Here is a 6,889-nt window from a genome sequence, read left to right as displayed (position 1 = left end):
GTTCCTACCGCCCCCCCAACGACCGCTGGGGTTCCTTCACGAAGCTCGCCGCCAAGCTGCCCGAGGGCAGCGTCGCCGTGGTGGACCGCACCGTCGCGCGCTTCCACCCCACGCTCATCCCCACGCTGGAGGCCCGCAAGCCCCGCGCCATCATCCAGCTGGTGGGCGGTGAGCGCGCCAAGAGCCTCGCGTCGCTGCAGAAGGTGCTCGCGGGTGGCATCAACCTGCCGCGCTCCGGCACGCTCGTCGCCGTGGGCGGTGGCACCGTCGGTGACGTGGCCACCGTGGCCGCGCACCTGCTCAAGCGCGGCGTGCGGCTGTTGCAGGTGCCCACCACGCTGCTCGCGGCGGTGGACAGCAGCCTGGGCGGCAAGGGCGCGGTGGACCTCGTCGTGCGCGGCCGCGTGGTGAAGAACCCCGCGGGCGTCTTCCACTACGCGGATGAGACGTGGCTGTGCCCGGAGCTGTACGCCACGCTGTCCGACGCGCAGGTGCGCGAGGGCTCCATCGAGGCGTGGAAGATGGTCGCGTCGCTGGATGCGCCCCTCTTCAAGAAGTACGTGCGCACGCCGCCGGCGCTGGAGAAGCTGGTGAAGGACGCGCGCGGGCTGAAGGAGGACGTCTGCTCGAAGGACCCCTACGAGCACCAGGGCCTGCGCCGCGTACTCAACTTCGGCCACACCTTCGGCCACGTGCTGGAGAGCCTGTCGCGCTTCAAGCTGTCGCACGGCGACGCGGTGGGCCTGGGCATCCTCTGGGCGCTGGACGTGGGCCGGCACCTGGGCGTGACGCCGGAGTCCGTGGCGCACGACGTGGAGCGCGCGCTGGCTCGAGGCCCGGGCGTGCTCGGTCGTGACCGCGCCGCGGAGATCGCCCAGCGCGCGCCGTTGAAGGACGTGGTCGCGCTGCTGGACGCCGACAAGAAGGCCGGCGCCAACGGCGAGCTGCGCATGGTGCTGCTCACCGCGGTGGGCACCGCCGAGGTCGTGGATGTGATGCCGAAGACGTGGCGGGCCCTGTGGCCCGCCTGGACCCGTGGAGCCCGCCCTTGAGCCACGCCTCTCCGAGCCGCCTCACCGTCGACCCGAGCGCCTTGAGCGCCTCACCGCTCACCCCGCCCGTGTCGAAGTCGGACGCCCAGCGAGCCCTGGTGTTGGGACACCTCACGGGCGCCTGGCCGCTGCCGTCGGTGCAGGCGGAATCGGACGAGGACCTCCCCGCCGACGTGCGCGTGCTGCGCCGGGGCGTGGAGGCCCTGCGCCTTCCCCCCGGTCCCGTGCGCGACGTGGACTGCGCGGACGGCGGCGCCCCCTTTCGCATCCTCGTCACGCAGGCTGCGGTGACGCCCGGCGCGCGCGTGCGCTTCACCGGCACGCCCCGCCTGGGCGAGCGCCCGCACGGCCCGCTCTTCACGTCGCTGAAGCAGGCGCTGGGCGCCTCCGGCCTGACGCTCACCGAAGGCTCGCCGTGGCCGGTGGAGCTGCACGCGCCCCAGGACACCACGAAGGCCGCGCCGGTGTTCCGCGTGCCGGGCGCGCAGAGCAGCCAGTACGCCTCCAGCCTGCTCCTGGGCTGCGCCGAGCGCTTCCTCCGGGAGAAGCGCGCGTGGAGCGTGGAGATCGAAGGCACGCTCACCAGCGCCGGCTACATGGACCTCACGGTGGCGTGGCTGCGCCGCTTCGGCTTCACCGTGGAACAGTCCGAAGGTCACTACTCCGTCACGCAGTATCAGGCGCCCGAATCCGTGCCATCACTGCCGGGCGACTGGTCGTCGCTGGGCTACCTGGTGCTCATCGCCTGGCGCACGGGCGGCACGGTGGAGCGCGCGGAGCCCGAGAGCGCGCACCCGGACCAGGCGATCCTCCGGCTGGTCGCTGATGTCGGCTTGAAGATGATCCCGGCGGGCGCGCCCAACACGTGGCGTTTCCAGGGCGAGCCCACCGGCGAGCTCAAGGCCTCGGGCAAGGAGTGCCCGGACCTGCTGCCCACGCTGGCGGCGCTCGCGTGCGTGCTGCCCCGGCCCACCACGCTCACCGACGTGGGCATCCTGCGGGTCAAGGAGAGCGACCGGCTGGAGGGAATCCGAACGTTGGTCACTGCCTACGGTGGCACCACGGAACTGTCGGCCGGAGCCGACAGTGAGACGCTGCGCATCTTCCCGCCGAAGGTGAAGCCCTCGCGCTTCGCCATGGACAGCCGGGGTGACCACCGCCTGGCGATGTCAGCGGCAACCCTGTGTGTGCTGTCCGGGGTGTCTCTGGATCTGACGGGGCCGGAGTGCGTGGAGAAGAGCTTCCCGGGCTTCTGGCGGCAGCTCGCGCGCGCCGGTGTCCGCTATTCCTGAGTGGGAAGTCGCACCGGAAACTTCGCCTCTAAGACTTATCGTTCTTTTTTGTTGAAAGCGTCCGCCGCCCTGTGAAATCTCCGCCCATGCCCAAGGACACGCTGACCGTCACCGACAATCGGACCGGGAAGACGTACGAGATCCCGATCGAGAACGGCTGTATCCGCACCCCCGACCTGCGCCAGATCAAGACCGGCAGCGATGACTTCGGTCTGATGGGTTACGACCCCGCGTTCCTGAACACGGCGAACTGTAAGAGCGCCATCACGTTCATCGACGGCGACAAGGGCATCCTGGAGTACCGCGGCTACCCCATCGAGCAGCTCGCGGAGAAGTCCTCCTTCCTGGAGGTGGCCTACCTGCTGCTGAAGGGCGAGCTGCCCACGCAGAAGGAGCTGGAGAACTTCACGTTCAACGTGACCCACCACACGCTGGTGCACGAGAACATCAAGTCCTTCATCGACGGGTTCCGCTACGACGCGCACCCCATGGCGATGCTGGGCTCCACGGTGGCCGCGCTGTCCGCGTTCTACCCGGACGCGAAGAACATCAAGGACGCGCGCAGCCGTGAGATCCAGATCACGCGCCTCATCGCGAAGATGCCCACCCTGGCCGCGTTCTCGTACCGGCACGCGATGGGCCTGCCGTTCGTCTACCCGGACAACGACCTGTCCTACGTCGCCAACTTCCTGGCGATGATCAAGCGCATTGGCACGAGCGCCTTCAAGGTGCACCCCACGCTGGAGAAGGCGCTGGACGTGCTCTTCATCCTGCACGCGGACCACGAGCAGAACTGCTCCACGACCTCCGTGCGCACGGTGGGCTCGTCGCAGGTGGACCCCTACTCCGCGGTCGCCGCGGGCGTGGGCGCGCTCTACGGCCCGCTGCACGGCGGCGCCAACGAGGCGGTGCTCCGCATGCTCCGCGAGATTGGCAGCAAGGCCAACATCCCGGAGTTCATCAAGCAGGTGAAGGGCGGCGAGGGCGAGAAGAAGCTGATGGGCTTCGGCCACCGCGTCTACAAGTCCTACGACCCGCGCGCGAAGGTCATCAAGCGCGTGGCGGACGAGGTCTTCGACGTGACGGGCAAGAACCCGCTGCTCGAGATTGCCCTCGAACTGGAGCGCATCGCGCTCGAGGACGAGTACTTCGTGAAGCGCAAGCTGTACCCGAACGTCGACTTCTACTCGGGCCTCATCTACGAGGCGATGGGCTTCCAGGCGGAGATGTTCCCCGTCCTGTTCGCCATCCCCCGCACGGTGGGCTGGTGCGCGCAGTGGGAGGAGATGGTGACGGACAACGAGCAGAAGATCGCCCGTCCCCGTCAGGTCTTCACCGGCGCCGCGCGCCGCGACTACGTGGCCCAGGACAAGCGCAAGTAGTCAGCGTCTGTCACAGCCGCTGAAGCACGAAGGGGCGTAGGACTCGAAGCTTGAGTCCTCCGCCCCTTTCGCATTGCGGGCCCTACCCGTGGGCCGCGACGGCGCCCGGCTCGCTGTAGAGCGCGTCGATGACGTCCGCGTACTTCTGCTCCACCACCTTGCGGCGCATCTTCATGCTGGGCGTGAGCTCTCCACCGTCGATGGAGAACTCCCCCGGCAGCACGCGGAAGCGCTTGATGGTCTCGAAGCGAGACAGCTTCGGGTTCACGTCCCGCTCGAAGGCCTCGTGCAGGTGCTGCTGCAGCCGCGGGTCGTTCACCAGCGCGGCCACGTCCTCCGGCCAGCCCTTCTCCCGCGCCAGCTTGCGCACCCGGTCCGGCTCCAGCGTCACCAGCGCCACCAGGTAGTTGCGCCGGTCGCCCACGACCAGCGCGTGCCCCACGGGGGGCACGGCCTTGAGCAGCTCTTCGATATTCGCCGGCGACGTCTTCTTGCCGCCGGAGGTGACGATGATCTCCTTCTTGCGCCCGGTGATGCGCAGGAAGCCTTCGGCGTCCAGCTGTCCCACGTCACCCGTGTGAAGCCACCCGTCCGCCAAGAGTTCCTGCGTGGCCTCCGGGTTGCGGTGATAGCCCAGGCACACGTTGCCGCCCCTCACGAGGATCTCCCCGTCCTCCGCGATGCGTACCTCCACCCCCAGCATGGGGCGGCCCACCGTGCCCAGGCGGGCGCACTCGGTGGTGCTCACGGTGGCGGGGCCGGACACCTCCGTCATGCCCCACACCTCCAGCAGCACGACGTCGATGGAGGCGAAGAAGTCCAGCACGTCCCGGCCAATGGGCGCCGCGGACGTGGAGAACAGCTTCGCCTTCTCCAGGCCGATGCGCGTCTTCAGGGGCTGGAACACCAGCTTCTGGGCCAGCCCGAACTTGGCCTCCATCAACGACGGCACGCGCTCCTGGCTCAGGATGCGCGTGTTGCGCTCCAGCGCCGTGGCGCGCGCCCACTCCACCAGCCGGCGCTTCAGGGGCGGCTGCGCGGCCAGGCCCTCCTCCGCCTTCGTCTTGAACTTCTCCCAGACGCGCGGCACCGCGAAGAAGATGGTGGGGCGCACCTCCGTGAGGTTCTTGCCCAGCGCGTCCAGCGAGTCCGCGAAGTACACCTGCGTGCCCAGGAGCAGCGGGCTGTGCAGCGAGACGATCTGCTCCGCGATGTGCGACAGCGGCAGGTACGACACCAGCCGCTCGTCCTCCATGTCCTTGAAGCCCATGGTGTCGCCCAGCTGCTTCGACGTCCAGGCGAGGTTGCGGTGGCTCAGGGCCACGCCCTTGGGCTGTCCGGTGGTCCCCGACGTGTAGATGAGCGTGGCGAGCGCGTCCGGGTGGAGCGAGTGGACGCCGTCCCAGTACGGGGCCTCGTCCGCCTTCGCGCCGGAGGCCAGCACGTCCGCGTAGCGCAGCACGCCTTCGGGCAGCGGCGTGGGCGCGTCCACGACGATGAGGTGCTGGAGCGTGGGCAGCCGCTTCTGGACCTCCAGGGCGGTGGCCAGGTGCTTCGCGTTCTCCACCAGGAGGAAGCGCGCCTCGCAGTGGCCCAGGATGTAGACGAGCTGATCCACACTGCTGGTGGTGTAGAGCCCCACCGGCACGCCGCCCAGGGCCATGGCCCCCAGGTCCGCGACGTGCCACGCCTCCCGGTTGAAGCTCAGGATGCCCAGCGGGTCGCCGTCCCGGAACCCCAGCGCGTTCAGCCCCAGGGCGAAGCGCTTGACGCGCTGGGCATAGTCGAACCACGAGGTGGGGACATAGGCGCCTCCATGGCGGGACCAGAGTGCCGGGCGGTGTTCCAGCCGCGCGGCCTGGTCATGGAGCGCATGCAGCATCGTCTTGGGCAGGTCCATCCGACGGAACGTAGTGGAAGCTCACCGCCCGTTCCATGTCCCCCCGTCTCAGGCGTTGACAGCATGTTCACCGGCTTTGTATGCCGCGCCCGACCATGAGCATCGACTTCACCTGTCAGAAGTGCGAGGCCAGCTTCGAGTTGGAAGCCCAGGACCTCATCGAGGGGACGGAGAAGATTGTCTGCCCCCACTGCGACGCGAAGGCGCCCGCCAACCTCTCGGAGGACTTCGTCGCCGCGCTCACGGAGATGCGCGCGCAGATCGCCATCCTCAGCAAGAAGTTCGCGGTGACGATGACGCTCGAGGCCGAGGAGCTGGAGGACGAGCTCGACGACGAGGACGAAGACGAGGAGGAGGACGACGAGGACGACGTCGACGAGGATGAGGACGACGAGGAGTCCGAGGACGACGAGGACTACGACGACGAAGAGTCCGAGGACGACGACCGCTAGTCGCCCCGCGCCCCTTCTTCCCGGCTGCCCGCCCGCCCTCCAACCGGGTGGGCCAGGGCCCGGGGGCCGCTCGCGGCGGCAGTGGGGCGCAACCCTCCCGGTGAAGGGAGAGGTGCGTAGCTTAGGGATGTGAAAACGTCCAACCGCGCCAACTTCTTCGTCGCTCCGTTCACGGCCGTGGTGCTGGCGCTGGGGGGGGCTCTGTTCCTTCCCGCGTTCGGGATCCCCGGCGCCATCGCCGCCTCCGACAAGGCGGAAGGAACCCATGAGAAGCCGTGCGTCACCGAGAAGGGCGCTGATCCCAAGGCCTGCTCGGAGCTGGTGGAGTTGGAAGTGAAGGACGTGGTGCCCTTGATGGAGGCGCAGACGCACGCCGTCGTGCTGACCACCAAGGACGGTGAGACGGTGCTCCCCCTCTTCGTGGACGAGGGCGCGGCGGTCTCCATCGCCTTCCGCCTGGCGGAGCGTCCGCCCCCGCAGCCGCTGTCGCAGGACCTGCTGGACGACGTGGTGTCCAAGCTGGGTGGCAAGGTGACGGAGGTCCGCATCGACGACCTGCGCGACAACGTCTACTCCGGCCGCGTCTTCCTGCAGCAGGGCAAGAAGGAGCTGGCGCTGGACGCCCGCCCTTCCGACTCCATCGCCATGGCCATGCACAGCCAGGCCCGCATCCGCGTGACGCGCAAGGTGCTGACCCTGGCCGGCATCACCCGCGCGGAGATTGAGGCCCTCCAGAAGCAGCAGGACCTGGGCGTGGGCGGCAGCGGCGGCCTGGGTGACGAGGACATGGGTCCCCTGCCCCCTCCGCCTC

Annotated in this window: 6 protein-coding genes; 5 read left to right on the top strand and 1 reads right to left on the bottom strand. The window is 69.0% G+C overall.

Annotated features, from left to right (window positions below; translation table 11 throughout):
• From D7X55_RS32895 to D7X55_RS32885, 3 genes are all read left to right on the top strand, one after another.
• On the top strand, positions 1-1,052 hold a 1,052-nt coding region (locus D7X55_RS32895; protein WP_233610216.1), incomplete at its 5' end, for a 3-dehydroquinate synthase family protein.
• Positions 1,049-2,344 (top strand): 3-phosphoshikimate 1-carboxyvinyltransferase, encoded by a 1,296-nt coding sequence (locus D7X55_RS32890; RefSeq protein ID WP_121725132.1) that lies wholly within the window; start codon positions 1,049-1,051, stop codon positions 2,342-2,344. The genes D7X55_RS32895 and D7X55_RS32890, both read left to right, overlap by 4 nt.
• Before the next feature lie 86 nt (positions 2,345-2,430).
• The gene (locus D7X55_RS32885) at positions 2,431-3,726 is read left to right on the top strand and encodes a citrate synthase (protein WP_014397329.1); all 1,296 of its coding nucleotides are present in this window, start codon (positions 2,431-2,433) and stop codon (positions 3,724-3,726) included.
• 82 nt (positions 3,727-3,808) lie between these two features.
• Here D7X55_RS32885 and D7X55_RS32880 read toward each other — a convergent pair whose 3' ends face one another.
• Entirely contained in the window at positions 3,809-5,626 is a 1,818-nt protein-coding gene (locus D7X55_RS32880; protein WP_199747267.1) for a long-chain fatty acid--CoA ligase, read from the bottom strand.
• 95 nt (positions 5,627-5,721) lie between these two features.
• Between D7X55_RS32880 and D7X55_RS32875 the strand changes: the two genes are divergently transcribed.
• Positions 5,722-6,078: a hypothetical protein gene (locus D7X55_RS32875; RefSeq protein ID WP_233610215.1), complete on the top strand. Its 357-nt coding sequence runs from the start codon at positions 5,722-5,724 to the stop codon at positions 6,076-6,078.
• 129 nt (positions 6,079-6,207) lie between these two features.
• On the top strand, positions 6,208-6,889 hold a 682-nt coding region (locus D7X55_RS32870), incomplete at its 3' end, for a bifunctional nuclease family protein (protein ID WP_233610214.1).

Source organism: Corallococcus sp. AB049A, assembly GCF_003668885.1.
In the GTDB taxonomy this organism is placed as follows: domain Bacteria; phylum Myxococcota; class Myxococcia; order Myxococcales; family Myxococcaceae; genus Corallococcus; species Corallococcus interemptor.
This window is presented reverse-complemented; position numbering and strand designations above follow the sequence as displayed.